The sequence below is a fragment of the Pseudomonas sp. CFBP 13719 genome (genome assembly GCF_014842095.1).
Taxonomy (GTDB): Bacteria; Pseudomonadota; Gammaproteobacteria; order Pseudomonadales; family Pseudomonadaceae; genus Aquipseudomonas.
The window spans coordinates 521,746-546,906 of the sequence record NZ_JACYVB010000001.1; the positions used below are offsets into that span (position 1 = coordinate 521,746).

A 25,161-nucleotide genomic window follows, 5' to 3' on the forward strand; every position below is an offset into this window, starting at 1 on the left:
CTCCAAGCGGGTGACGGCCCGTTGACTTCAGGATTTCTTTTCCAGATTCGCCAGAATGCGGCTGTGTACCCGCATGGCGGTGCTCAGTTCTTCTTCGTCGACACCCATGAACAGCTCGGCACGCAAGGCGTTGGCGATGGTTTCGATCTGCTCGATAAGCGGCCGTGCGGGCGGGCACAGCATGATCTTCTTGGCCCGACGGTCTTCGACCACGGCCTGACGCTCGACCAGGCCCTGGGCTTCGAGGCTGTCCAGCAAGCGTGCCAGGGTCGGGCCTTCGACGCCCACGCTCTGCGCAAGCTCGCGCTGGGTCGGCGCTTCGCCGAACCGCGCCAGGTGCAGCAGGACCAGCCAACGCGCCTGCGACAATCCCAGACCCGCCAGCCGGCGGTCCAGTTCGGCCCGCCAACCACGGGACATATGCGCCAGCTGCATTCCGAAGCGATGTTGATCAGTTAACGGCATAGATCTCTCTTGAAAAAACAGCCTTGCACAAGCAGCGCGTGCGTGAAGGTCGGAGCTGATGATTAGTCAGCTAATCATGACCTTAGCCCACAGGCAAGACTCATGCCGAGTGACAGCCTCGCTCACACCTCGAATTCGGACTGCAACGCCGCACGTACGCAATACAGCACGCCTTCGGGCACACGGCCGGTGAACTGCCCCGCAATCTCGGCGACGCCGGGCAATTCACCTTCGCCGTCGAGAAAGGCGTCCTGGATTTCACTGAGCAGCTCCTCGGGAAGATCCAGCGCCTGCTCCAGTGACAGCTGCTGCTGGCCGATCGCTTCAGCCAGAAGGCTGTAGACATTCTTCTCACTGCACTGTAACTGGCCAGCGATCTGCAGGGGCGTCATGCCAGCACGGGCAAGGCTGATCAGCTCGTGACGGATATCGGCTACCTCGCGTAGCGCTTGCGCGCCGCCCGAGCCAGCCAGTACCTGCAGGAACGCTTCGCCGTAGCGCTCGAGCTTGCGTGCGCCGACGCCACTGACCCGCCCCATGTCGGCCATGCTGGTCGGTTGGCTGCGCAGCATTTCAAGCAGGGTCGAGTCGGGGAAGATGACGTAGGGCGGCACCGCATGTTCCTGCGCCAGGTTGCGCCGCAGGGTGCGCAGTGCTTCCCACTGTTCGCGCTCCTCGCCGCGCACCAGCTGGCTGGCGGGGCTGGCCGAGCCACTGCCGCGAGCAGAGGTCTGCGGCTTGATTTCCTTGCGCAGCGCAAGCGTCACCTCGCCGCGCAGCAGCGGCCGACAGCTGTCGCTCAGACGCAGGCCGCCGTAGCCTTCAAGATCGATATCGGCCAGACCGCGGGCGACTACCTGGCGATACAGCGAACGCCACTCGCCTTCCGAGCGGTCCTTGCCGACACCGAATACCGCCAGTTTGTCGTGGCCGAAACTGCGCACCTTTTCAGTGTCCTTGCCCAGCAGCACGTCCACCAGATGACCGACGCCGTAACGTTGCCCGGTGCGGTAGATGGCCGACAACGCCTGGCGCGCCGGCTCGGTGGCATCCCAGGTCTGCACGCCGTCGACGCAGTTGTCGCAGTGACCGCAGGGATTGGGCATTTCTTCATCGAAATAGGCCAGCAACGATTGACGACGGCAGCGGGTTTCCTCGCACAGCGCCAGCATGGCATCGAGCTTGTGCTGTTCGAGCCGCTTGTGGCGCTCGTCGCCTTCGGAATTCTGCAACATCTGCTTGAGCATCAGCACATCCTGCAGGCCGTAGGCCATCCAGGCATCCGCCGGCAGGCCGTCACGGCCGGCCCGGCCGGTTTCCTGGTAGTAGGCTTCCAGCGACTTGGGCAGGTCCATGTGCGCCACGAAACGCACGTTGGGCTTGTCGATGCCCATGCCGAAGGCGATGGTGGCCACCATGATCAGGCCTTCCTCGTTGAGGAAGCGCTTCTGGTTCGCGGCCCGCGTCGCAGCAGGCAGACCGGCGTGGTAGGGCAACGCCGGAAAGTTGTTTTCACACAGGAACGCGGCGACTTCATCGACTTTCTTGCGCGACAGGCAATAAACGATGCCGGCATCGCTGCGGCGCTCGGCGAGGAATGCCAGCAGCTGTTTGCGCGGGCTTTCCTTGGGCACGATGCGGTAGAAAATGTTGGGCCGGTCGAAACTGGACAGGAAACGCTCGGCGTCCTGCAGGTGCAGACGGGTGACGATCTCCTCGCGCGTGCGCTTGTCGGCAGTGGCTGTCAGGGCGATACGCGGCACGTGGGGAAACTGTTCGGCCAGCTGGCCCAGCTGCAGGTACTCGGGACGGAAATCGTGGCCCCATTGCGAAACGCAGTGGGCCTCGTCGATGGCGAACAGGGCAATGTCCAGACCGCGCAGGAAATCCAGCATGCGCGGCTGCACAAGGCGCTCCGGCGCCAGGTACAGCATCTTGATTTCGCCGCGACGAATGCGCGCGGCCAACTCCCGCTGTTCATCGGAACTGAGCGTGGAGTTCAGCGCCGCGGCTGCCACCCCGAGTTCCTCGAGCGTGGCGACCTGGTCGTCCATCAGGGCGATGAGCGGCGACACCACCACCGCCAGGCCCTCGCGCAACAGGGCCGGCACTTGAAAGCACAGCGATTTGCCACCGCCGGTGGGCATCAATACCAAGGCATCGCCACCGCGGGCCACACGTTCGATAATGGCACCCTGGCGACCGCGGAAGCTGTCGTAGCCGAAGATGTCCTTAAGAACGCGTTGAGCCTGTTCGAGCATGGGTCACTCCAGAAATCGTAAAACCACCCGGGCCGCACAGGCTGGATGAAAAGCGCTTTTGCCGCATCCGCCTTTGCGTAAGCGGGGGTTACCGCCCCGTGAACTCGGGGCCTGAGCGAAAGACCGCGGCAGTATACCCCAGTGCCAGCACCGCGGCGCAGCAGCCGCACATCCTGCCATTTCACCCCTTGGGTGGCGCACAGGGCCTAACAAGGCCTAGAATTCAGTATCCGCATAGTCTTCCAAGGTAACCTGTTAATGTCCTTCGCCGAGCAACTGACCCGCCTGCAAGCCTTCCTCGACGCCGATGAGCTGCATGACGAGGCGCTGGACTACGTCGCCGCCCATGGCTACCTGACCGCCCTCTCCATCTGCTCCGAAGAAGTTCCCGAGCGCGAGTGGATCGACGCCCTGTTCGCCGAGCCGCCGCACTACAGCGACGATGCCCAGCGCGAAGAGATCGAAGGCACGCTGATCCAGCTCAAGGCGCATATCGCGCGCCAGTTGGCCAGCGACGAGGAATTCGAGCTGCCATGCGACCTCGACCTCGGAGACGAGCCGGATGACTCCGACCTGCGCGGCTGGTGCATCGGCTTCATGGAAGGGGTATTCCTGCGCGAGGCCGCCTGGTTCGAAACCGCCGAAGACGAAGTCAGCGAGATGCTCCTGCCGATCATGGTTGGTTCCGGACTGTTCGATGAGCAGCCTGAATTTTCCGACATTGCCGCCGATGCCAATCTCATGGACGACATGATCGTGCAGATTCCCGAAGCGCTGACAGCCCTTTACCTGCTGTGCAACGCCCCGGACGAGAAACCTGCCATTCTCAAGCCTCGCCATCACTGAAGCACAGGCCGTGGGTAACGCTCGGCCGACATGGCTGCGCTATCTGCTTCTAGGCATTGGCTGTACCAGCGTGTGTCTCGGCGTCATCGGTATCGTCCTGCCGGTGATGCCCACTACCCCTTTCCTGCTCCTTGCCGCGGCCTGCTTTGCGCGAAGCTCGCCGCGCTTCCACGCGTGGCTGCTTGGCCATCCGCAACTGGGCCCGTTGCTCAAGGCCTACCTGGGCGGCGAAGGCATTCCCCGGAAAGCCAAGGTATTTGCCATCGCTTCTCTGTGGGTCAGCATCGCTGTGTCCTGCTGGCTGGCGCCCTGGCCGTGGACGCGTGTGTTGCTCATTGGCGTCGCCATCGCAGTGACTGTCTATCTCGCTCGCCTGAAGACTCGTGCTTGAAACGGAAGCCGACGGTTGATGCTGCCAGTCATGTGTCGCAAAAAGTCACCACCCATTGCCCAATGATGTCGACGAACGGTCGGCCCTTGGTAAAACCTGAATGAAATCAACTGACTAATCTCGTCCTTCAGGATGGATCAGGGTTGATACACCCCTCATTCCAAGTGACAATTTTCCGTCACTATACGACCGCATTTTTCCGTCTTATCTCGCCCGTACCGCGCCACCCCCCAAAACGCTGGCCTTGCGCCTTCTTTTGCACTGAACCCCGCTCAAGCCGCGCGCCTCGAGCGCAGTGAAATCTATTTGCCAGCATCGAAACGAATGATGGCATAACTGTTTTTTGCTCTATATCATGTGAAAATTCCGTTGAACGCGCTGCTTTCGGCGCCTCGATTGCGCTTGTTACAACCCCAAAACGGACTTTTAAACGAGTTATTCGCCAACATTCTGGCGTCTGCACGACTTCACACATCACGGAGAAGCACCCGAATGCGCGTTTTCACCCCCATCTGCAGCGCGATTTTGTTGGCCATGGCGTGCTCGCACGCGCAAGCCATGTCGCTCACCGAGGCGATCCAGAGCACCGTGGATAACCACCCTGAGTTGGCATCCAACATCAACAGTCGCCTCGCCGCGGATGAGGACGTGAAGATCGCCCAGGGTGCCTACCGCCCCAGCGTCGATTTCGTTGCCGGCTACGGTCGCGAGCGTTCGGACAACCTGAATACCCGCGCGCGCGGCAACCACAACAAGGAAACACTGAACTACACCCAGTCAGAGTTGCGCCTGCGCCAGATGCTGTTCGACGGTTCCAGCACCTCCAGTGAAGTCGGCCGGACCCGCTCTACCGCTACCTCGCGTGCCTACTATGTTCAGGCTACCGCTCAGGACCTCGCCCTGCGCGCCGTGCAGGTGTACCTCGACGTACTGCGCAACCGTGAACTGGTAACCCTGGCCAAGAACAACCTGCAGGCGCACCTGCGCGTCAACGACCAGATCGGCCTGCGCAGCGAGCGCGGTGTGGGCAGCACCGCCGACGTCGACCAATCGCGTGCTCGTCGCGCCCTGGCCGAGAACAACTACAACACCGCTCAGGTCAACCTGGCCGATGCCGAAGCGGCCTTCTTCAGTGCCGTGGGCCGCATGCCCGACGAACTGGAACCCCTGCCTTCGATGCGTGGCGAACTGCCGGCCGACCTGAACGCCGCCCGCCAGTCGATGATGGAAAACAATCCGTACCTCAAATCGGCCCAGGCCGACGTACAGGCTGCCGAAAGCCAGTACGCAGGCGCCAAGTCCGCGTTCTACCCGCGGATCGACGCCGAACTGGCCACCGGTGCCAACAACAACCTGTCGGGCGAGCGCGGCCACAACAACACCGATTGGCGTGCCGGTGTGAGCATGAGCTACAACCTGTACCGTGGCGGCAGCGACAAGGCCCGCCTGCAGGGCGATGCACATCGCATCAACCAGGCCATGGACATTCGCAACAATGCCCTGCGTCAGCTGAACGAGAACATGGCGCTGTCGTGGAACGCGATGAAGAACGCAGCTACGCAGATTCCGTACGCCCGTGAATATGCCGAGACCACCACCCGCGTGCGAGCGGCCTATCAGGACCAGTTTGGCCTGGGCCAGCGTACCCTGCTCGACGTACTCGACAGTGAGAACGAGCTGTACACCGCCAACACCCGCTACGCCGAAGTACGCTACACCGAGGAATACTCGATGTACCGCGTGCTCTCGAGCATGGGTGAGCTGCTGGCCAAGACCCGCGTCGTGCTGCCAGCCGAAGCCGTTGCCCTGACCGAAGTGAAAAGCGAAGCGCGCCTGCCAGACATGCGCTGATTGCCGCTACGCCGAACCCCCGTGACCGCTCGTTCGCAGCCGGTCACGGGGTTCGCATGACGCAAGCCCTGGGCTCAGCTCAGGGTTTCGTCGATCACCAGTACCACCTTTCCCGAAATTTGATTGCTTGCCAGCGCTTCGAACGCCGCTTCGGCGTCGGCGATCGGAAACGTCTTGGCCAACTGCGACTTCAGGCGCCCTTCGGTGAACAATGGCCATACCTGCTGGCCCAGGTCACTGAGCAGGTCGGCCTTGAACTGATCGTCACGGCTGCGCAAGGTAGAACCCTGCAACCGCACACGCTTGGCCAGGACCTTGGCCAGGTCGAACTGTGCTTCACGACCGCCCATCAGGCCGATCATCACCCAGCGCCCGTCAAGGGCCACCACCTCCAGGTTCAGCTCGCTGTAGTTGGCGCCGACCGGGTCGAGGATCACATTGAATGGCCCCAGATCCTTCAACGCTTCAAGCCCGTCGCCCCGCACCACGCCGCCCTGGGCACCGAGCGCTTCGCAATAGGCCAGACGCTCGGCGGAACCGACGCTGACCCAGGTCGGGTTGCCGAACGCCTTGCACAGCTGGATCGCCGCCGAGCCGATGCCACTGGCGCCAGCATGCAGCAGGACCTTCTCGCCCGGCTGCAGGTCGGCCAGCTGGAACAGGTTCAGCCACACCGTCGCGTAGACTTCGACGATGCCCGCCGCTTCGTGCAGGCTCAGTCCCTCGGGCACCGGCAGCACATGGCGACCATCGACCACCACTTCTTCGGCCATGCCACCCCCGGACAGCAAGGTGCAGACCCGGTCGCCGACCTGCCATGAAGAACCCACGCCGACCTCGCTGATCACGCCTGCGCATTCCAGGCCGAGGATATCGCTCGCGCCTGGCGGCGGCGGGTACAAGCCTGCGCGCTGCATCAGGTCGGCCCGATTCAGGCCGGCCGCGGCCACCCGAATCTTCACTTGACCTACGTCACACGTCGGGCTCGGTTGTTCGAGCCACTCCACATGTCCTTCCACGCCTTGCAATGCCTTCACGGTGCCTCCATAGTTGAGTCATGACTGAGCCCGACGCCTTGGCGTCGGGCTTTTCGCATTATGCGTCCGGCTTCAACGGAACCGGCGAATTCAAAGACGGCCTAATATGCGTGATCAATTGCCCCCACGTCGAATCAGCATGAAGCATTTCATTCCCGGCAGTGCCCTGGCGCTGTGTATCGGCCTCGGCAGCTTGTCGATGTCCGTCAATACCTTCGCTGCCAACAGCTGGGACAAACTTCAGCCCGATCGCGACGAAGTGGTGGCCAGCCTCAATGTCGTCGAACTGCTCAAGCGTCATCATTACAGCAAGCCGCCGCTCAACGATGCGCGCTCGGTCATCATCTACGACAGCTACATCAAGCTGCTCGATCCCTCGCGCAGTTATTTCACTGCGGCCGACATCGCCGAGTTCGACAAGTGGAAGACCCAGTTCGACGACTTCCTGAAGAACGGCAACCTGGATCCCGGTTTCATCATCTACAAACGCTATCTGGACCGGGTCAAGGCACGCCTGGACTTCGCCCTGGCCGAACTGAACAAGGGCGTCGACAAGTTCGACTTCACCACCAAGGAAACCTTGCTGGTAGATCGCAAGGATGCCCCTTGGCTGAAAAACGAGGCCGAGCTCGACGACCTGTGGCGCAAGCGCGTGAAAGATGAAGTGCTGCGCCAGAAGATCGCCGGGAAGGACGCAGCGCAGATCCAGGACACCCTGTCCAAGCGCTACAAGAACCAGCTCGCGCGCCTGGACCAGACCCGCGCCGAAGACATCTTCCAGGCGTACATCAATACCTTCGCCCAGTCCTACGATCCGCACACCAACTACCTGTCTCCGGACAACGCGGAAAACTTCGACATCAACATGAGCCTGTCGCTCGAAGGCATCGGTGCGGTCCTGCAAAGCGACAACGATCAGGTCAAGATCGTCCGCCTGGTACCCGCGGGCCCGGCCGACAAGACCAAGCAGGTCGCCCCCGCCGACAAGATCATCGGTGTTGCCCAAGGCGACAAGGAAATGGTCGACGTGGTCGGCTGGCGCCTGGATGAAGTGGTCAAGCTGATTCGCGGCCCTAAAGGCTCCACCGTGCGCCTCGAAGTGATTCCGCACACCAATGCGCCCAACGACCAGACCAGCAAGATCGTCTCGATCACCCGCGAAGCGGTCAAGCTTGAAGAACAGGCGGCGAAAAAGTCGATCCTCAACCTCAAGGAAAACGGCCGCGACTACAAGCTGGGCGTCATCGAGATCCCTGCGTTCTACCTGGACTTCAAGGCGTTCCGTGCCGGTGACCCGGACTACAAGTCGACCACCCGCGATGTACGCAAGCTGCTCACCGAATTGCAGAAAGAGAAAGTCGACGGCGTGGTCATCGACCTGCGCAACAACGGCGGTGGCTCCCTGCAGGAAGCCACCGAACTGACCAGCCTGTTCATCGAGAAAGGTCCGACCGTGCTGGTGCGCAACGCCGATGGCCGCGTCGACGTACTTGAAGATGAAAACCCCGGTGCGTTCTACAAGGGCCCGCTGGCGCTGCTGGTGAATCGCCTGTCGGCTTCGGCGTCGGAAATCTTCGCCGGTGCCATGCAGGACTACCACCGCGCGTTGATCGTCGGCGGCCAGACCTTCGGCAAGGGCACGGTGCAGACCATCCAGCCGCTCAACCACGGCGAGCTCAAGCTGACCCTGGCGAAGTTCTACCGTGTCTCGGGGCAGAGCACGCAGCATCAGGGTGTACTGCCTGATATCGCCTACCCGTCGATCATCGACACCAAGGAAATCGGTGAAAGCGCCCTGCCCGAAGCCATGCCCTGGGACACGATCCGCCCGGCCATCAAACCGGCCAGTGATCCGTTCAAGCCGTACCTGGCCAAGCTGACCGCCGACCACGACGCCCGCACCGTCAAGGACCCGGAGTTCATCTACATCCGCGATCGCCTGGCCTTGGCCGAGCAGTTGATGAAAGAGAAGACCGTCAGCCTCAACGAGGCCGACCGTCGCGCTCAGCACAGCGATATCGAAGCCAAGCAACTGGCCCTGGAAAACACTCGACGCAAGGCCAAGGGCGAGGAACCGCTGAAAGAGCTGAAGAAGGAAGACGAGGATGCCCTGGGCGCCGATCCGGACAAGACCAAGCCGGAAGATGACGCCTACCTCGCGGAAACCGGGCGTATCCTGCTCGACTACCTGAAGCTCAACACATCGGTGGCCAAGCATTGACCGGGACTTGGCCCTGCATTGACGGATAGGTGACAGGACGGTCATCAAACCGACATGAAGCTGTCGTGAAATAGGGACCCGCTGCGTATGCAGCGGGTCTTTTTTTGCGTCTGGCCCGCGGCTTTCGACCCGTTCGCGCGACTGGCCAGCACGACATTCAGCAAGGTAGGAACCGATGACCGTCATAGAACAGCTCAGCGCCCTGGACACCATTCTTGCCCAAGGCGGTGTGCACTGCTTGTTCCAGCCGATCGTGTCACTGTCGCAAAGGCGGATCCTGGGCTTCGAGGCATTGAGTCGAGGGCCCTCGAACAGCCCGCTGCATTCGCCCATCAATCTGTTCGCAGTGGCGCGCCAGGCCGGTCGGCTCAACGAGCTGGAAGTGATGTGCCGGGAAACCGCCTGCCGCCGCTTCAGCGAACAGCGCCTGGACGGCAAGCTGTTTCTCAACGTCTCGCCCGAGTCGCTGCTCGAACCCCTGCACGAGGACGGCCGTACCTTGCAGTTGTTGCAGCGCTACGGCATCAGCCCCAGCCAAGTGGTCATCGAACTCACCGAGCAGACTCCTACCGACGATTTCCAACTGCTGTTCAACGCGCTGCATCATTATCGCGCCATGGGCTTTTCGATTGCCCTGGACGATCTGGGCGCAGGCTATTCAAGCCTGCGCCTGTGGTCCGAGTTGCGTCCGGACTATGTGAAGATCGACCGACACTTCATCGACGGCATTCACCAGGATGCACTCAAGCGCGAATTCGTCGGTTCCATCCTGCAGATCGCCAAGGCTTCTCGAGCGCAGGTGATCGCCGAAGGCATCGAGTTGGTCGAGGAGTTGCTGGTATTGATCGAAATGGGTGTCGACCTGGTCCAGGGCTATCTGCTTTGCCGCCCTCAGGAACAGCCGCCGCGGGACGTGCGTGGGCTGATCCCGCGGTTCGAGGACGGCAATCCACCCCTTGGCGACCACGGCAGCGATCTCGCACCGCTGATCATCGAGCAGGCTGCGGTGCACCGCGATACCCCGACGCAGCAGGTTCTGGAAGCCTTTCGCCTGCAGGCCAACCTGAACACCCTCGCTGTCGTCGACAGCGACCGGCGCCCCTGCGGCATCGTCCATCGACACTCGCTGTCCGACGCCTTGCTCAAGCCATTCGCCACCGAACTATTCGCGCGCAAGCCGATCAGCCGACTGATGAGCAATGATTTTCTCGCAGTAGACAGCAAGCAGTCGCTGCAACAGGTCAGCCGGTTGCTGACCGGGCGTGCACGGCAGCGGATCGAGGAAGACTTCATTGTCATCCAGGGTGGACAATACCTGGGACTGGGGCGGGTCATCGACGTGCTCAAGCTGATCACCGAGCTGAAAATCCAGCAGGCCCGGCATGCCAACCCCTTGACCGTGCTGCCTGGCAACGTGCCGATCCAGCAGTGCCTGACCCGTGTGCTGGAACAAGGCCGCGAGGCGATCATCTGCTATGTTGACATCGACAACTTCAAGCCTTTCAACGACATCTACGGCTACGCGCGTGGCGACGAAGTGCTGCTGTGCCTGGCCCAGTGCCTGAGCGAACGCGTGGACCCCAGCCGGGATTTTGTCGGTCACATCGGCGGAGACGATTTCATCCTGGTCATCAGCCCGACCGATTGGTGCCGTCGCCTGAGCCAGTTACAGGAAGATTTCCAGCACCAGTGCCGGCGCTTCTATCGCCCGGAGCATCTGCACGCGGGCTGTTTTTTGGCCAAGGATCGCCGCGGCGAGCAGCAACGGTTTGCGCTGTTGTCGCTGTCCATCGGCGTGGTTCGCTTGCGGGCCGAGGCTTGCGCTCTCATGGATAGCAGCCAACTGGCGGAAATGGCTTCGCAGGCCAAGCACCTGGCCAAAGAAGTCCTGGGGTCCAGCGTGCACGTGATCGACACGCAGCTCGCCGAGTCGGCCTAGCGGCTCAGGCCACGGTAGTCGGCGGATAGGCGTATTCGAACACGCGCGCCACTTCCGAGGCGTGCCAGGAGGCGGCGGCAACGCCATCCGACGGACCGCAGAAGCGTCCGAGTTTTTCCGCGCATTCGAAAAAACCGGTGCGCGGCAGGCGGCTGGCACCCTGGCTTATCACCAAGGAGCTGCGCAGTGGCTGATCGGCGCGGGCGTCGATCATGGCCAGGTATTCGAGTGCCGCCGTGAGCGTCTGCATGGCGGGTGTGGGCAGTTCCAGGCGCTCGAGCAGCGCGCGATAGGTGAGCAGGTGCCGCTGGCGCCGAGCATGATCCAGCTCGCCGAGCAGGCCCTCCCATTGCAGGCGACTGATGCGCAGGCTCACGAGCTGCTGCTCCAGCCCGGCACCCCCAGCTCCCAGGCGAGACTGCGGCGTATGGCGGCGTCCGGTTCGCGCTCGCCGGTTTCTATCATCGACAGGTAGGAGGGGCTGATGCCTACGGCGCGGGCCAGACTTTCGAGCGGCACGCCGCGGGCCTCGCGAAGTTCACGCAGGCGCTCGAAACTGGGTGGTGGTGCAGCTGCAGCGCCCACAGGGTCGGCAGCGGACTGCGCGTTCGTGACGACATCTGCAGAGGCGCTGACCGGGGTACCGGCAGCTGCAGCCAGCAGCCGCTGGTACTCGGCCCATGGCACTACCGCATACTCCGGCTGGCCGTCGCGGCTTATCACCTGAACCCCCATTGCATCCTCCCGCCCGATAAGCGCGCACATCGGACGATGCGAGCGTAATGGCGGAATGTTAACAGGGGATTGCCGACTTCGGGGCGTTAACTGCGCGTCGAAGTCAGCGAGCAAGTTCAGCGAGCGGATTCAGCGATGGGACTTCTCCAGTTCCAGATCCTTCTCCGAAGCCGGCAGGCGTTCGAGCACCCGCAATTTTTCCGGTGACTGGCGCTGACGCCAGGCGCGGAACGCGTCGAGCTCGCCGGACAGTGTCTTCATCACCCAAGCCAGCACGGCGATGTCGTCGAGCATGCCGACACCGATCAGGAAATCCGGGATCGCGTCGATGGGGCTGACGAAGTAGACCAAGCCGGCAACGATGGACACCAATGCCTTGGGGCTGATGCTGCGGTACTCGCCGCGCCAGTAGGCCAGGCACAGGGCCTGCAACAGTTGCACGTCTTCTTTAAGGGCGCCCAGCCGGTAGCCCTTGCCCTTGCGTGCCACGGCGAAGATCAGGGCCGGCAGGCGGCCTCGACTCAGGACGCGCTCGGCAATGGGCAGGAAACGGGTGAAATTCCACGGTGCTTTCATGAGCCCTCCGGTGCCGAATGACAGTTTGAGGTTATCCACAGTATTTGTGGATAACCTTGTGAACAGAGCTGCTTTTCGTGCCTGACCTGCCCGGTTTTCAAGGGCTGAGGTCAAATCGGGCGTTTTTTACTCACACAAAAAAGCCACGAAAATCCTTGACGCAGTGTTCCGAAAACAGCTAATGCCGCTTCCTTTAAGACTCTTTGGCACAGGCCCGGTTCAAACGAAAACGCCCCGTCGAGACGGGGCGTTCAGGACAACGCAGCGGGTTACTTGGCGGGAGCGGCTTCTTCGACTTCAGCGTCGTCGGTTTCGGCTGCAGCGTCAGCGGCGGCCTTGGCAGCGTCCTTGATAGCGATCAGCTCGAGGTCGAACACCAGCACCGAGTTGGCTGGAATGGTCGGGCTCGGGCTTTGGGCGCCGTAGGCCAGGTCAGCCGGGATGAACAGCTTGACCTTCTCGCCCACGTGCATCAGTTGCAAGCCTTCGACCCAACCCGGGATCACGCCGCTGACCGGCAGATCGATGGGCGCGCCGCGCTCGATGGAGCTGTCGAAGACCTTGCCGTCGATCAGCTTGCCTTCGTAGTGGACGGTGACCACATCGGTCGGCTTGGGCTGGGCGCCCTCGGCTTTCTTGATGACCTGGTACTGCAGGCCGGATGCGGTAGTGACGACGCCGTCTTTCTTGGCATTGTCCTCGAGGAACTTCTTGCCGGCGGTCTGCGCTTCGGCGTTCATCTTGGTCATGCGTTCTTCGGCGCGTTTCTGCAGGTCGGCAAAGGCTGCGACCAGGTCGTCGTCCTTGATCTTCTGCTCTTTCTTGCCAACGGCGTCTTCGATACCCAGGGCAACGGCCTTGGAATCGAGATCGTCCATACCTTCCTGAGCCAGGCTCTTGCCCATGTTCAGGCCGATACCGTAGGAAGCTTTCTGCGCCGGGGTTTTGAGCTCGACGCTGGTCTGGGAATCGCAACCTGCGAGGACCAGGGTGACCAAGGCAACTGCCGCCGCCAACCGATGCTGTTTCATGCTATTTCCTTGTTCATGCGCCATAAGGGCAATCGAATGAGGCCGCGAGCTTATCAGGCGGCCACGACCAATGGCTACCGGCATGAGAGAGGCAAAAAGACGATAAGTTCAGGCCAGCAAAAGGAAAGTGGCTCGGCAGCGGCTGGATGAAACATGTGTCACGCAGTGCTGGGTGCCTGCCCGTAGTGCGCAGCCACTTCACGCACCACTTCACACAGCCACTGGGCCGGCAACGCCAGCGGCAATGCGGCGTTGCGGCAAATGCCGACCGAACCGCCCGGCTCGTGCACGCCCAGATCGAGCTCGCACAGTTGTCCGGTGACGATATCGCGCTGCACCGCATCGCGCGGGGCCACCCAGATGGCGTCACTGCTGGCGACGTAGCGTCGGCTGAGGGTCGGTGAAAGCGTTTCCAGACGTTGCGCCGAGGGCGTGATGGCGCACTGCACGAACAAACTGTCCGCATGCTTGCGGATGGTCGTGCCGGCCAGCGGCAGCACCCAGGGGTAACGGCCGACCTGCTCGGCGCTCGGCGGACGCATCTCCAGCAGCGGATGCGCCGGGCGCACCACCAGCGTCATGGATTCGCTGTACAGGTGTTCGAACGACAGGCCCTGGATCTGCGGGCTATCGGTCATGCGGCCGATCACCAGGTCCAGCTCGCCGACGTGCAGTTGCGCCAGCAGGTAGGCCCCCGGCCCGGTCGCCACGCTGACCACCAATGCGGCGTGGCGTTCGTGCAGGCGGCAGAGTACTTCGGGCAACAGCTGGCTTTCCACGGTTGACAGCACACCGATGCGCACCTGTGGGGCTTCGTCGGGCTCGCCGCGCAGACTGCTGACGCCATCGCGCAAGGCCTGCACACAAGGCCCGGCATAGCGCATGAAGCGCACGCCGGCGGCGGTCAGTTCGACTCCGCTCTTGTCGCGGTCGAACAGGCGTGTCTGCAACAGGTCTTCGAGTTCCTTGAGCGTCTTGGAAATCGCCGGCTGGCTGATGGACAGGCCATCGGCGGCCTTGGCGAAGCTGCCCTGGCGGGCAATTTCGAGAAAGCACAGCAAATGGCGGAATTTGATACGGCTGTCGAGGTTCATGGCGCCAATCGTAGCATTGGGCCATGGGGTTTGCTTTGGTAGTGAGGGCCTCTTCGCGGGCAGAGAGCTCGCCGCCCGCCCCGCTCCCACAATAGTCCGGCGTACGCACACCAATGTGGGAGCGGGCTCTGCCCGCGAAGAGGCCAGCAAGACCACCCTAGACCCTGCCAATCTCCACCCGATCACCATTGAAGCGCACCGGCCACACCCTGATGCCCTGATCCGGCGCCTCCAGGCAGCGCCCGTCGCTGAAACAGTAATGCTGCTTGTACAGCGGCGCAGCCACCACCAGCTCGCCCTGCAGATACCCGACGATGCCACGCCCCAGCACATTGGCGCCCGAGCGCGGGTCGTGGTTGTTGATGGCGTGCAGCACCCTGCCCTCGCCCGCTTCGGGGAGGTAGAACACGGCCACCTGGTCGCCGTCCAGCCATACCACTACACCGGAATTGGCGATCAAGTCCGCTCGATCGCAGACTGCTTGCCAGCCCATCGCTTGCACCGCCTTGGCTGCCTGCATCACAACACCTCCTCCATCACCGGGATCAATGTGACCACATCGCCCGCCTGCGCCGGGCGGCGCTGGCCACGTTCCTTGACGAACTGCACACCGGGGTCCGCACGCTTGTCGTTGACGAAGGTGCGGAAGCGCTTGAGCTTTTCCGGATCCTTCAGGGCATTGGCCCATTCGCATTCATAGTGATCGACCACCCGTTGCATCTGCGCTTCGAGTTCGGCGCCCAGGGCCAGGCTGTCCTCCAGCACGACCTGCTTGAGAAACTCCAGCCCGCCTTCGAGATTTTCGCGCCACACCGAGGTGCGCTGCAGCTTGTCGGCGGTACGGATGTAGAACATCAGGATACGGTCGATGTAGCGGATCAACTGTTCATCGTCCAAGTCGGTGGCGAACAGCTCGGCGTGCCGCGGACGCATGCCGCCGTTGCCGCACACATACAGGTTCCAGCCCTTCTCGGTGGCAATCACACCGATGTCCTTGCTCTGCGCCTCGGCGCACTCGCGAGTGCAGCCCGAGACAGCGAACTTGAGCTTGTGCGGCGAACGCAGGCCCTTGTAGCGATCCTCGATGCGCAAGGCCATGGCGACGCTGTCCTGCACGCCGTAGCGGCACCAGGTACTGCCCACGCAGGATTTCACCGTGCGGGTCGACTTGCCGTAGGCATGACCGGTCTCGAAGCCGGCTTCGATCAATTCGCTCCAGATCTCCGGCAACTCGTGCAACTGGGCGCCGAACAGGTCGATGCGCTGGCCGCCGGTGATCTTGGTGTACAGATCGTATTTCTTCGCCACCACGCCGATGGCGATCAGCTTGTCCGGGGTAATCTCACCGCCCGGAATACGCGGTACCACCGAGTAGGTACCGTTCTTCTGCATGTTGGCCATGAACGTGTCGTTGGTGTCCTGCAGCGGCACCAGCGAGGGGTCCATGATCGGCTGGTTCCAGCAGGAGGCGAGGATGTTGCCGACGGTGGGCTTGCACACGTCGCACCCCACTGCGCCGCGGCCATGGCGGGCAAGCATGTCCTCGAAGCTGGCGATGCCCTCGACACGGGCCAGGGCATAGAGCTCGGCGCGGGTGTAGGCGAAGTGTTCGCACAGGCTCTTGTCGACGCTGACGCCGCGGGCAATCAGCTCGTGCTCGAACACTTGCTTGAGCAGCGCGGCGCAGCCGCCGCAACCGGTGCAGGCCTTGGTCTGCGACTTGAGCGCCGACAGGTCGCCACAGCCTCCATCGATGGCAGAACAAATCGCGCCTTTGCTGACGTTGTGGCAGGAGCAGATCATGGCGGTGTCCGGCAACGCATCGGCGCCCAGGGTCGGTGCGCCGTCGGACAACGGCAGGATCAGCGTCGAAGGGTCGGCCGGCAGGGCGATGCCGTTCTGGGCGTATTGCAGCAGGGTGTCGTAGTAACTGTTGTCGCCGACCAGTACAGCGCCCAGCACCTGCTTGCCGCTGGCGTCCACCACCAGGCGACGGTAGCTGGCGTTGGCTTCGTCGATGAAACGGTAGCTCTTGGCGCCCGGCGTAGTGGCATGGGCATCACCGATGGAGCCGACGTCGACGCCCAGCAGCTTGAGTTTGGTCGACATGTCGGCCCCGCTGAACGCCACCGGCGCCTCCCCGGCCAGCTCGCAGGCGACGTTGCGGGCCATGCTGTAGCCCGGCGCCACCAGGCCGAAGACGCTGCCGTTCCACGAAGCGCATTCGCCGATCGCATACACCGCCGGGTCGCTGCTGCGGCAGTGCGGGTCGATGACGATGCCGCCGCGGGCGGCGATCTCCAGCCCGCAGGCGCGGCCCAGCGCATCCTGGGGACGAATGCCGGCGGAGAACACGATCAGGTCGGTTTCCAGAAACTCGCCGCCGTCGAAGTTCATCCGGTAGCGATGGGTCTCGCCAGCCTCGACGTTCTGCGTGGCACGGGAGGTGTGCACGCCCACACCCAGTGCTTCAATGCGCGCACGCAAGGCAGCGCCGCCGTCGACGTCCAGTTGCACAGGCATCAGACGCGGAGCGAATTCCACTACATGAGCTTCCAGGCCGAGCGACTTCAAGGCATTCGCCGCTTCCAGGCCGAGCAGCCCGCCGCCGACCACCACACCACGGCGCGCACCGGCTGCCGCTGCGCGAATGGCGTCCAGGTCATCCAGGGTGCGATAGACCAGCCGTGCGCTGCCTTCGCAACCTGGGATCGGCGGCACGAAGGGGAACGAGCCGGTGGCCAGTACCAGCACATCGTAGCCATGCCGCCCAGTGGCAGTGACCACTTCGCGGGCCTGGCGATCGATCTCGAGTACCGGCTGCCCCAGGTGCAGGGTGACACCGTGCAGGCCATACAGCTGGGCGTCGCCCAGGGCCAGGGTTTCGGCGCACGAGCCGCCGAAGTATTCGGACAGGTGCACCCGATCGTAGGCGCGCTGGCGCTCTTCGCCGAAGACATGGATCTCGTAGCGATCGACCGCGCTGCGCTCGATCAGTTGCTCGACGCAATGATGACCCACCATGCCGTTGCCGATAACGATGAGCTTTTGCCGGGGCCTGAGGTTCACGAGCGCATTCATAGGTATCTCCAAGCGAATCACGGTGCCTTGACCATCGGGCAAAAAAAAACGCCTGGAGCGAATGCTCCAGGCGCCTTTGCCTGATGGTCGAATTGAGGTTGTCTGGTGGGGTGATCGTCGTTGATCACCGGGACTTGTCTAAGGTGGAAGCAGATTGCGTGCCAGGGTGGTTTGGTGGGTGTCAGGTAGGGTCTATTCGCAGCCAGAGGGCTCGCCGCGAAGAGGCCCTCACTGACAACAAGACCCATCCCAGTGCACCACGCACCGTTTCAGTACACATCCCGCACGTAGCGCTTGTCGCGACTGAGCTGCGCCATATAGGCCTCGGTCTGTACCTCGCTCATGCCGCCGTGCTCGGCCACTACCTGCCGCAGCACCGCATCGACATCCTTGGCCATCCGGCTGGCATCCCCGCACACATAGAAATGGCCACCTTGCTGCAACCATTGCCAGACCTGAGCGCCGTGCTGGCGCAGGCGGTCCTGCACGTAGATCTTTTCCGCCTGATCCCTGGAGAACGCAGTGTCCAGCCGGTGCAGATGGCCACTGCGCAGCCAGGTGTGCAGCTCGTCGCGGTAGTAGAAGTCGCTGAGCTCACGCTGCTCGCCGAACAGCAGCCAGTTGCGTCCGCTGTGGCCGAGCGCCTGCCGTTCGTGGAGGAAGGCGCGAAACGGCGCTATGCCCGTCCCCGGCCCGACCATGATCATCGGAGTGTCGGCTTGGCTGGGTACGCGAAACCCGCTGGCCTTGTGCACGAAGATCGGTACCAGCGCGGCGGCCGAGCGATCCGCCAGAAAACCCGAACACACCCCGCTGCGCACGCGCTCGTTGCAGTGATAGCGCACCGTCGACAGGGTGATGTGCACCTGCTGCGGGTCGGTGCGGGCACTCGAGCTGATGGAATACAGCCGCGGCTGCAGTGGCTTGAGCAAACCGAGCAGCTCCGGCGTGGTGAGCGTGATGGAAAAGGCTTCGAGCAGGTCGATCAGTTGCCGACCCCACAGCCATTGCTGCAACTCGCCGGCGCGCTCCGGCGCGAGCAGCGTGGCCAGCAGCGGATCGGCGCAGCGCTGGCCAATGAACGCCAGCCACTGCGGGGTGATGCGAGTGATGTCCAGATGCTTGTGCAGCGCCACCGCAAGCGGCTGTTCGCCCTGCCCCTTGAGCATCACCCGCTCGCTGCTGTCCAGGCCCAGGCACGCCAGCAGCTCTTCGACCAGGCTCATGCAGTTGCTCGGCCACACCCCAAGCGCATCGCCGGCCTCGTACACCAGTCCGCTGTCCTGGAGGTCGAACACCACATGGCGAACTTCCTTCTCGGTACCTGCTACATTGAGCACTTGATTGTGCAGGACCCGCGCCAGCCATGGCCGCTTGCGGGTGTACAGCGGCGGGTCCTGGGTCGCCGTCGCCAACGAAGGCGTGCTGCCAATCGCTGCGCCAGCCAGCAGCAGGCCGACGGCCTGCGTCCACTGCTCGGCGAGTTCCTGATCGTCGGGTTCGCACTCGACACGGGCAAGCAGGCGCTGCCCACCCAGTTGCTGCAGGCGTTCGTCCAGCTTGCGGGCGAAGCCACAGAACTGTCCGTAACTTGAATCGCCCAGTGCCAGCACAGCGTAGCGCAGGCCCGAGCAGGGCTCGATGCCCTCGGCCTGCAGCTGCGCCCACAGGCCCACGGCGTTGTCCGGTGCGTCGCCGTCGCCGAAGGTACTGGTCACCAGCAATACGTCGCGCGCGGCCAACAGGTCGGCGGGGGTGATCGCGTCCATGCCGCGCAGCAGCACCAGGGCACCGCGTTCGCGCAGGGTCTGCGCGCAGCGCTCGGCGATGGTCTGCGCGTTGCCGGTCTGCGAGGCCCAGAGCACCAGGGTCCCCGCTTGTCCGGCGAGCGGCGCAACGGCGTGAGCCCGCTCTGGATCGAGGTTGTGCAAGCTGATCTTCGGCGAGCCGACCCGTTGCAGGGCCACGGCGGCATACTTGAACGCCGGCTGTTGCGACAGTGGATCGGCAGCGTCGCTGGTCAACGCATTGATGGCCAGGTCGCTGCCGTACATATCGTTCCAGTGAAATGGCACGAAGCAGTTGCCTGGCCGCACGCGGTCGCTGATGCGTGCCGGCAATACCGCCTGGCCGCGCCGCGAGCGTACCTGCACTTGATCGGCCTCGCCGATGCCCAGACGCTCGGCGTCGTCGGGGTGGATCTCGATGAACGGGCCAGGATCGAGCTTGTTCAACGCAGCGACCTTGCCGGTCTTGGTCAGGGTATGCCACTGGTGCTGCAGACGACCGGTGTTGAGCACCATTGCGAACTGTCCGTCGGGCAGGTCGGCGGGCGGCAGGTGCGGACGGGCGAAAAAGCGACCGCGGCCGCTGGCGGTCGGAAAACGCGGCCCGGCGTCGGTCAGGTAGCGAATCGGGCTGCGCGGATCGTTCTGGTCGGGCGCAGAGGGCCATTGCCGCGGCTGCTGGCGCAGTTGCGCATAGCCTGCGCCACGAATGTCGTAGCCGCTTTGCGGGTTGTCGAACGGTTGCAGTTCCTGGTAGACCTGCTCGGCGCTGGCGTAGTCGAAGCCTTCGGTGAAGCCCATGGCGCAGGCCACCCGGGCGATGATCTGCCAGTCGGCCAAGGCCTGACCCGGTGCATTCACGGCCTTGGGCATCAGGGTCATGTTGCGCTCGGAGTTGATCATCACCCCTTCCGCCTCGGCCCACAGTGCGGCCGGCAGCAGCACGTCGGCGTAGCGGTTGGTTTCGGTATCGAGAAACGCGTCCTGGGTGATCACCAGTTCGGCAGCCTGCAAGCCCTCGATCACTTGCTGGCGGTTGGCGACACTGGCCACCGGGTTGGTGCAGATGATCCAGCAGGCCTTGATCGCGCCCTCGCCCATCTGCCGGAACAGGTCGATGGTACCGGCGTTGCCTTCCTTGCGCAGGCTGCCGGAAGGGATGTTCCACAGCCGCTCGACATGGGCCCGGTCCGCGTCCACCAGCAACGAACGCTGGCCGGGCAGACCAGGGCCCATGTAGCCCATTTCGCGCCCGCCCATGGCATTGGGCTGGCCGGTCAGGGAAAACGGCCCGCTGCCCGGACGGCAGATGGCGCCAGTTGCCAGGTGCAGGTTGCACAGCGCATTGCTATTCCAGGTGCCCTGGATGCTCTGGTTCAGCCCCATGGTCCAGCAACTCATCCAGTTCGCGGCGCCACCGATCCACTGCGCGGCCTGCCGGATCGCCTGTTCGTCGAGGCCGGTGATCTCGGCTACCCGGGCCGGGGTGTAGTCGGCCAGAAAGGCCGGCAGCTCGTCCCAACCCTCGGTGTGCGCTGCGATGAAAGACGAGTCGGTAGCGTCGTTCGCATGCAGCAGGTGCAACAAGCCGTTGAGCAAGGCCAGATCGGTGCCCGGCTCGATCTGCAGGAACAGGTCGGCCTTGTCGGCGGTGGCCGTGCGCCGCGGGTCGACCACGATCATCCTGGCTCCCGCCTTGAGTCGGTCCAGCAGGCGCAGGAACAGGATCGGATGACAATCGGCCATGTTCGCGCCGATTATCAGGAACACGTCGGCGTGATCGAAATCATCATAGGAGCCGGGCGGGCCGTCGGCGCCCAACGACAGCTTGTAGCCGCTGGCCGCACTGGCCATGCACAACCGCGAGTTGGACTCGATGTGCCGGGTGCGAACGTAGCCCTTGGCCAGTTTGTTGACCAGGTACTGGGCTTCCAGCGACATCTGCCCGGAGACGTAGAAGGCAAGTGCATCCGGGCCATGTTCATCGAGGATCTGCCGCAAACGGCCACCGACGTCCGCGATGGCTGCGTCCATGCTCGATTGCACCGGCTCGTGGTCGCGCCCGTGGCGCACGTAGGCATGCTGCATCCGGCCCGGATCAGTCAGCGGCTGGGCGCAGGTGCTGCCCTTGGTGCACAGGCGCCCGGCGTTGGCCGGGTGCTGCTTGTCACCGCTGACCTTGACCACCCGATCATTCTCGACGGTCATGACGATACCGCAGCCGACGCCGCAGTACGGGCACACGCTACGGACAGAAGTACGGGTCATCGGCGTTCCTCGCTGCTGGCTACAAAACAAAAACGGCGCCGGCTGCCTTCGCTCATCAGAGCGGGCAGCACGGCACCGTTGTCGTGTGGGGGCAATCGGCATCGATTGCATTGTGTACGAGGGTGCTTGCAATCCGTGCGCCACAATCAATGGCGCGCTTCAGGGCTGAGATTCAGGAGATTGCCCTGTGCAACGGACCATAGAGGAAACCGCAAAATGCACTTTTACCGAGCGCGTCGCACCAGCGGTGGGCGATCGGCGTGTCAGCCTTCGCCGCGCTGCAGGCTTGTCAGGCGCGCCTTGATGCCGGCGGCGGTCTGCTCACCGAGCAACTGGTCGCGCACCTTGCCTTGGGCATCGATGAGGTAGGTGACGGGCAAGGCCTGACTGCGCGGCAGCTCGAAGCGCGGTGCCGGGTCCTGGGCCAGCACCGTGAAGTCGATTCCCAGGGTCTTCGCGGCGGCACTCAATTCGTCACCCTGAAGGTTGTCGAAATTCACGCCGAGCACGCGCACGCCCTGCCCTTGCAGGCTCTGCGACAGCGCATTGAGTTCGGGGATCTCGCGACGGCACGGTCCGCACCAAACGGCCCAGTAGTTGACCACCAGCCATTGTTTGTCCAGCGTCTTGGCGCTGACCTGCGTGCCATGCTGATCGGGCCCGTAGTCGCCCCCGCAACCGCCCAGCAGTGCCGCAGCCAGCAGCAGCCCTGCCAACGGCGCGAGGTTGGTCTTGATACGCCAGTTCATGGGTCTACCCTTCCTTATTCCTGCGGCCATGCGAAAAAGGCGACCGAATACCGCCACGTGGTTAGAATACCCGCCACTGGCTGCCGGAGGCGACTTTTCCCCATGACCCAACTCACTCTTTACCACAACCCACGCTGCTCCAAATCGCGCGCGACGCTGGAATTGCTGCAGGCCCGCGGGCTTGCGCCGGTCATCGTGCTCTATCTGGAAACGCCTCCCGATGCGGTCACCTTGCACGCCCTGCTGGGCAAGCTGGGCATCAGTGCCCGTGCCCTGTTGCGTACTGGTGAAGAAGAATACAAGACCCTGGACCTGGCCGACGCGACATTGGGTGAGGACGATCTGGTGAACGCCATGGTCGCGCACCCGAAACTGATCGAGCGGCCTATTCTGGTCAACGGCGAGCGCGCGGTGATCGGCCGCCCACCGGAAAACGTACTGGAGATTCTGTCGTGAACACACCTTACATCCTGGTGCTCTATTACAGCCGCCACGGCGCCACCGCTGAGATGGCCCGACAGATCGCCCGCGGTGTCGAATCCAGCGGGCTGGAGGCACGTCTGCGCTGCGTGCCGGCGATCTCCACCGAGTGCGAGGCCGTCGCACCGTCAATTCCCGAGCAAGGCGCGGTATACGCCAGCCTCGACGACCTGAAGAACTGCGCCGGCCTGGCGCTCGGCAGCCCGACGCGCTTCGGCAACATGGCCGCGCCGCTCAAGTACTTCCTCGACGGCACCAGCAGCCTGTGGCTCAGTGGCGACCTGGTCGGCAAGCCGGCCGGGGTGTTCACCTCCACTGCCAGCCTGCACGGCGGTCAGGAAACCACCCTGCTGTCGATGCTGCTGCCCCTGTTGCACCACGGCATGCTCATCACCGGGCTGCCCTATAGCGAGTCGGCACTGGTGGAAACCCAGGGCGGCGGCACTCCCTATGGCGCCAGCCACCACGCAGGCGCCGACGGCAAGCGTCTGCTCGACGAGCACGAGAAAACCCTTTGCCGAGCGCTGGGCAAGCGTCTGGGCCAGACCGCACAACTGTTGAGCACACCGCGTGGCTAAGTCGAATCTCAGGTTGAATCGCACGATGGTGGGTCACGCTTGAGCATCCACACCTACACCAAGTACCCCGCCACGGCGCTCGGCGAAGAGTCGCCGCTGGCCTGGATCAGCGAACACATCCGCAAGCATTATCAAGGCCATCGGCACACCTTCGTGGTGGCCATTGCCGGCAGCGTCGCCGTGGGCAAGAGCACCCTGTCCACGCTGCTCAAGGAGCGATTCGAGGGCTGGCCGGAAGCACCGCGGGTCGAGGTGGTCAGCACCGATGGCTTTCTGTATCCCAACCGGATTCTGGAACAGCGTCAGTTGATGCCGCGCAAGGGCTTCCCGGAAAGCTACCGCACCGACGACTTGAAGGCGTTCCTGCACGACCTCAGGCAAGGTGCGCGCGGTTTGCAGGTGCCGGTGTACTCCCAGGCGATCAAGGACATCGACGAGCACTTCCACCTGATCGACCAGCCGGACATCCTCATTCTGGAGGGGCTCAACATTCTTCAACTAGACCACGCCCACGACTTCTCCATCTATCTGGATGCGCCCACCGCCGACATTCGTCATTGGTACATGGAACGCTTCATGAGCCTGACCACTCTATCGGGCGACGCTGCACAGGCGCGCGCCGACTATTTGTGGGAAGAGGTCAACCTCAAGAACCTCACGGAAAACATCCTGGTGACCCGCGATCGGGCGCAGATGGTTCTGCACAAGGCACCGGACCACCGCATCGACGAGGTCTGGCTGCGCGAAGGCGACCTGCCCGTGCATTCATCCAGCAGTTGAGGACACCGGCTCCATGCAAGACTACAAGTGGCTGAACGAATACTGCCTTAATCGCTTCGGCTCGCAGAAAGCGCTGGAGGCGCGTCTGCCGACGGCCAAGTCTGCGGCGCAACTGCGCAAGATCAGCGCCGACCGCTACCTGTCGACCATGGCCCTGCGGGTCTTTCGGGCAGGCCTGAAGCACAGCCTGGTCGACTCCAAGTGGCCTGCCTTCGAAGAGGTGTTCTTCGGCTTCGACCCGGAGAAGATCGTGCTCATGGGCGCCGAGCGCCTGGAACGGCTGATGCAGGACACCCGCATCATTCGCCATTTCGGCAAGCTCAAGAGCGTCCCACGCAACGCCCAGATGATTCTCGACGTGGCCATGGAGCACGGCAGTTTCGGTGATTTCATCGCCGACTGGCCGGTGGAAGACATCACCGGCTTGTGGCAGTACATCGCCAAGCACGGCAACCAGATGGGTGGGCTGTCGGCGCCGCGTTTCCTGCGCATGATCGGCAAGGACACTTTCATTCCCAGCTGGGACGTGGTGGCCGCGCTGAACGCCCAGGAGATCGTCGACAAGGTGCCCAGCTCCAAGCGCGATCAGGCGGCCGTACAGGCCGCATTCAACCAGTGGCATGCCGAAAGCGGTCGGCCGATGTGCCAGCTGTCGGCGATGCTCGCGTTTACCGTGAACCACTGATGCACTGATGCACTGATGCGCTGATACATCCGTTTGGTTGCAGGGCCCGGCTCGCGGTCCTGCAGCAATTCCCTGCATGTGCGGGCTTTCCCGTACATGCCTGCTTGCAACTGCCCTGCCGTAGCACCGATCAAAGCGGCAAATCTCGTCTACGCTTAGCCTCCAGGGGAACGACTGCCTTGGGCATGCCTGTGGCCGACGCGCTCGACGTCAAAATGTCATGCGCGTCACCTACGTTGGCTCGGGTATTGCTGAATCCAGATCAATCCAGTCGTCGACCGCCCCCTCGTTTCGATAGGCGCCTAT

21 protein-coding genes are annotated in these 25,161 nt (G+C 63.1%); 9 read left to right on the forward strand and 12 right to left on the reverse strand.

Annotated elements, in window-relative coordinates:
- Positions 1-27: 27 nt before the first annotated feature.
- Entirely contained in the window at positions 28-465 is a 438-nt protein-coding gene (locus IFT57_RS02500; RefSeq protein WP_122797331.1) for a MarR family transcriptional regulator, read from the reverse strand.
- 122 nt (positions 466-587) lie between these two features.
- Positions 588-2,726 carry a DNA helicase RecQ gene (gene recQ / locus IFT57_RS02505; RefSeq protein ID WP_192150333.1) on the reverse strand — a complete coding sequence of 713 codons (2,139 nt, stop codon included), beginning with the start codon at positions 2,724-2,726 and terminating at the stop codon, positions 588-590.
- Positions 2,727-2,984: 258 nt separating this feature from the next.
- Here recQ and IFT57_RS02510 point away from each other — a divergent pair, with 258 nt between their 5' ends.
- From IFT57_RS02510 to IFT57_RS02520, 3 genes are all read left to right on the forward strand, one after another.
- The gene (locus IFT57_RS02510) at positions 2,985-3,572 is read left to right on the forward strand and encodes a UPF0149 family protein (RefSeq protein WP_090356978.1); all 588 of its coding nucleotides are present in this window, start codon (positions 2,985-2,987) and stop codon (positions 3,570-3,572) included.
- A gap of 10 nt (positions 3,573-3,582) precedes the next feature.
- Positions 3,583-3,963 carry a DUF454 family protein gene (locus IFT57_RS02515; RefSeq protein ID WP_192150335.1) on the forward strand — a complete coding sequence of 127 codons (381 nt, stop codon included), beginning with the start codon at positions 3,583-3,585 and terminating at the stop codon, positions 3,961-3,963.
- A 492-nt stretch (positions 3,964-4,455) separates the two neighbouring features.
- Positions 4,456-5,814: a TolC family outer membrane protein gene (locus IFT57_RS02520; RefSeq protein WP_122797328.1), complete on the forward strand. Its 1,359-nt coding sequence runs from the start codon at positions 4,456-4,458 to the stop codon at positions 5,812-5,814.
- A 74-nt stretch (positions 5,815-5,888) separates the two neighbouring features.
- On the opposite strand, the gene IFT57_RS02525 is transcribed toward IFT57_RS02520, so the two are convergent.
- A complete protein-coding gene (locus IFT57_RS02525) occupies positions 5,889-6,851 on the reverse strand; it encodes a zinc-binding dehydrogenase (RefSeq protein ID WP_122797327.1) in 963 nt (320 codons plus the stop codon).
- A 139-nt stretch (positions 6,852-6,990) separates the two neighbouring features.
- Here IFT57_RS02525 and IFT57_RS02530 point away from each other — a divergent pair, with 139 nt between their 5' ends.
- Both IFT57_RS02530 and IFT57_RS02535 read left to right on the forward strand, forming a co-directional pair.
- Complete coding sequence (locus IFT57_RS02530) at positions 6,991-9,072, forward strand: carboxy terminal-processing peptidase (protein WP_192150865.1); 2,082 nt, start codon at positions 6,991-6,993, stop codon at positions 9,070-9,072.
- A 175-nt stretch (positions 9,073-9,247) separates the two neighbouring features.
- The gene (locus IFT57_RS02535; protein WP_192150337.1) at positions 9,248-11,011 is read left to right on the forward strand and encodes a bifunctional diguanylate cyclase/phosphodiesterase; all 1,764 of its coding nucleotides are present in this window, start codon (positions 9,248-9,250) and stop codon (positions 11,009-11,011) included.
- A gap of 4 nt (positions 11,012-11,015) precedes the next feature.
- Here IFT57_RS02535 and IFT57_RS02540 read toward each other — a convergent pair whose 3' ends face one another.
- From IFT57_RS02540 to IFT57_RS02580, 9 genes are all read right to left on the reverse strand, one after another.
- The gene (locus IFT57_RS02540; protein ID WP_192150339.1) at positions 11,016-11,387 is read right to left on the reverse strand and encodes a hypothetical protein; all 372 of its coding nucleotides are present in this window, start codon (positions 11,385-11,387) and stop codon (positions 11,016-11,018) included.
- A complete protein-coding gene (locus IFT57_RS02545; protein WP_192150341.1) occupies positions 11,384-11,746 on the reverse strand; it encodes a helix-turn-helix domain-containing protein in 363 nt (120 codons plus the stop codon). The genes IFT57_RS02540 and IFT57_RS02545 overlap by 4 nt, the downstream gene beginning before the upstream one ends.
- Before the next feature lie 129 nt (positions 11,747-11,875).
- A complete protein-coding gene (locus IFT57_RS02550) occupies positions 11,876-12,322 on the reverse strand; it encodes a YkvA family protein (protein ID WP_122479188.1) in 447 nt (148 codons plus the stop codon).
- 269 nt (positions 12,323-12,591) lie between these two features.
- On the reverse strand, positions 12,592-13,353 hold the full coding sequence (locus tag IFT57_RS02555; protein ID WP_122713182.1) for an FKBP-type peptidyl-prolyl cis-trans isomerase: 762 nt from the start codon (positions 13,351-13,353) through the stop codon (positions 12,592-12,594).
- A 158-nt stretch (positions 13,354-13,511) separates the two neighbouring features.
- Positions 13,512-14,447 (reverse strand): pca operon transcription factor PcaQ, encoded by a 936-nt coding sequence (pcaQ, locus tag IFT57_RS02560; protein ID WP_192150343.1) that lies wholly within the window; start codon positions 14,445-14,447, stop codon positions 13,512-13,514.
- 157 nt (positions 14,448-14,604) lie between these two features.
- Positions 14,605-14,967, reverse strand: a complete 363-nt coding sequence (nirD, locus tag IFT57_RS02565; RefSeq protein WP_192150345.1) for a nitrite reductase small subunit NirD — start codon at positions 14,965-14,967, stop codon at positions 14,605-14,607.
- Positions 14,967-17,528 (reverse strand): nitrite reductase large subunit NirB, encoded by a 2,562-nt coding sequence (nirB, locus tag IFT57_RS02570; protein WP_192150347.1) that lies wholly within the window; start codon positions 17,526-17,528, stop codon positions 14,967-14,969. The genes nirD and nirB overlap by 1 nt, the downstream gene beginning before the upstream one ends.
- A gap of 269 nt (positions 17,529-17,797) precedes the next feature.
- Positions 17,798-21,583, reverse strand: a complete 3,786-nt coding sequence (locus IFT57_RS02575) for a bifunctional nitrate reductase/sulfite reductase flavoprotein subunit alpha (protein ID WP_192150348.1) — start codon at positions 21,581-21,583, stop codon at positions 17,798-17,800.
- Positions 21,584-21,846: 263 nt separating this feature from the next.
- On the reverse strand, positions 21,847-22,332 hold the full coding sequence (locus IFT57_RS02580; protein WP_192150350.1) for a TlpA disulfide reductase family protein: 486 nt from the start codon (positions 22,330-22,332) through the stop codon (positions 21,847-21,849).
- Between the two features lie 102 nt (positions 22,333-22,434).
- Between IFT57_RS02580 and arsC the strand changes: the two genes are divergently transcribed.
- Genes arsC through IFT57_RS02600 form a run of 4 tightly spaced genes read left to right on the forward strand, consistent with a single transcriptional unit; the run spans position 22,435 to position 24,855 of the window.
- Positions 22,435-22,788, forward strand: coding sequence for an arsenate reductase (glutaredoxin) (gene arsC / locus IFT57_RS02585; RefSeq protein ID WP_192150352.1), 354 nt, complete (start codon positions 22,435-22,437; stop codon positions 22,786-22,788).
- Positions 22,785-23,390, forward strand: a complete 606-nt coding sequence (gene wrbA / locus IFT57_RS02590; protein WP_122713190.1) for an NAD(P)H:quinone oxidoreductase — start codon at positions 22,785-22,787, stop codon at positions 23,388-23,390. The genes arsC and wrbA overlap by 4 nt, the downstream gene beginning before the upstream one ends.
- A gap of 39 nt (positions 23,391-23,429) precedes the next feature.
- Entirely contained in the window at positions 23,430-24,170 is a 741-nt protein-coding gene (locus IFT57_RS02595) for a type I pantothenate kinase (RefSeq protein ID WP_122713191.1), read from the forward strand.
- Positions 24,171-24,183: 13 nt separating this feature from the next.
- Positions 24,184-24,855, forward strand: coding sequence for a DNA-3-methyladenine glycosylase I (locus tag IFT57_RS02600; protein ID WP_192150354.1), 672 nt, complete (start codon positions 24,184-24,186; stop codon positions 24,853-24,855).
- The last annotated feature ends 306 nt before the right edge of the window (positions 24,856-25,161 follow it).